The organism is Serratia sp. CY43202, from assembly GCF_052168755.1.
Lineage (GTDB): Bacteria > Pseudomonadota > Gammaproteobacteria > Enterobacterales > Enterobacteriaceae > Serratia > Serratia bockelmannii.
The window spans coordinates 1-2,078 of record NZ_JBJNMB010000024.1 but is presented as its reverse complement, the minus strand read 5'-3'; the positions used below and the strand labels follow the sequence as shown (position 1 = coordinate 2,078).

At 64.2% G+C, this 2,078-nt stretch carries 2 protein-coding genes; both read right to left on the bottom strand.

What is annotated here, in order from left to right; translation table 11 throughout:
- On the bottom strand, nt 1-1,667 hold a 1,667-nt coding region (locus ACJ8J5_RS24720), incomplete at its 3' end, for a S8 family serine peptidase (RefSeq protein ID WP_442520504.1).
- A 118-nt stretch (nt 1,668-1,785) separates the two neighbouring features.
- Nucleotides 1,786-2,078 (bottom strand): autotransporter outer membrane beta-barrel domain-containing protein (locus ACJ8J5_RS24715; RefSeq protein ID WP_442520503.1); only part of this gene is annotated, 293 nt, incomplete at its 5' end.

Sequence of the window (2,078 nt, the reverse complement as noted above, 5' to 3'; positions counted from 1 at the left end):
CCCGGCGCCACGGTGCCGCCGCGGCGGGCGGTCAGCGAACCGACCGTGCCGCTGCCGCCGACGATGCCGCCGCTCTGCACGCTGACGGCCGAGGTGACCGAGCCGTTGATCGCCAGCCGCCCCTGATTGACCAGCGTCGGGCCGGCATAGGTGTTGGCACCGGTCAGTTCCAGGGTTCCCGTGCCCTCTTTGGTCAGGCCGCCGTGGCCGGAAATGTTGTTGGAGTAGATTTCCCATCCACAGTGGACATCATCACATTTCCTGGCGTGTAGCGTGCCGGCATCCACCTCGGCGCCCCTCCCCGGAATATTGGCGACAAACTGGGTCGGGCCATAGGCCACGCCCGTCGGATCCGGGATGCGGAACTCCGCAGGAATATCTTCGACGGTATAGAACATGCCCGGGCCGTTGATAGCCTTGCCCAGGTTGATCATCCCCCAACCGTAGAGCGCGTCGATGCCCGGCGCACCCATGTCGGTGGCGGTGGTTTTCAGCACGTCGGCAATCTGCGCCGAGCTCATGTACGGGAAGCGCTGCAGCAACACCGCCACCGCGCCGGTCACGTGCGGCGTCGCCATCGAGGTGCCGTTTTTATTGCCGTAGTCCGACACCAGGTTGGCCGGATCGGAACCGTTGGCCACGGTGCTGTAGATTTTGCTGCCCGGCGACGAGACGCAGAAGCTGGCAGTATAGCCGCAGCGGGAAGAGAAGCTGCTGATGGTATAAGGCACGCTGTTGGTCGATGCCGCATCCTGCGCCACGCTGGCGACCGACAGCCAGTTCGGCGCGATGTCCGGCACGAAGTAGGCCAGCCCGCTGATCACATCCGGCTGGTTGTAGTTGCCGTCGTTGCCGGCGGCGAACAGCACCAGAATGTTTTTGCGCGCCGCATCGATCGCGCCCTGATAGCCTGCGCCGGCCAGGCTGCCGAGCAGCGGTTTGACCTGATCGAATTGTTCCTGCGCATCCTTCAGCTCAAAGTGCAGCGCGTTAGGATCGCGGCCACCGTCGGACAGGAAATCGGGAATACTGACGCCCCAGCTGTTGTTGATCACCCGCGCACCGCTGTTGATCATCGCCTGCCAGCCGGCATTGGTGACGGCGCCGTCCAGGCCGAGGAATTCGCCGTAGGCCGGGCCGTCGTTATCGTTATCGACGCTGATCACCTGCGAATCGAAGGCCACGCCGTGCATGCCGATGCCGTCGCGGTTCGCCGCGCTGATCCCCGCGACGTGCACCCCATGATTGCTCAATGTCGCCCCGCTATAGAAATGGAAGGTGCCGTCAAAGTAAAAGCGGTCGCCGGCGTTAATGCCCGGCCGGTGCGGATCGGTGTAGGCGCGATAGCCTTCGGTGACCACGTTGATCAGTTTGCCGTCGCCGGCGAACTCGGGATGGTGGTTGACCGGGGTGTCGAAAATGCCCACCTTCTGCCCTTTGCCGGTGTAGCCGGCGGCGTAGGCCTCATCGGCGTGGATCGCCCCCAGCCCCCAGTTGGCGTTGAATTCGGCGCTGCGCCAGCTGGCCGGATCGCCGGGTTGGCCGTTCACCTCGTGCGGCGCCGCCTGTGCATACCCCGCCAGCGCCATGCAGCAGACCAACGCGTTCAGCCGCCACGGCGAGCGGCGAGCGTTTCCTTTGCTATCAAAACCCATTGTTGTTGTCATTTCCTTACCTTTTGCTTGTTATTGGCCGACGCCTCAGGTGCGCCGGGTTCTCATTAGCAGGATGTGAAAAAGGAACCGCCCGCAGACGGTTCCCGTACAAGGATTGAGTCAATGTTGCTTAGAAACGCCAGGTGAAGCCGGCGTTGACGCTGTTGTCCTGATGGTTTTGCGACAGCAGCCCGCCGTAGCCCAGCGACAGCGTGGCGTTTTCGTTCACCGCCACTTCCGCTCCCGCCTTCAGCACCATCCCGTCACGCGAGACCGGCACGCTGTCCACCACGAACGGCGCGTCGCCGCCGTTGAACCGCAGCCCGGTGCCACGGTCCAGACCGCCGTACTGGTGCTGCCACCCCAGCTCGCTGCGCAGCGCCACCGTCGTGCCCGGGCTCACCTGCCACGCGGTGTCTGCAC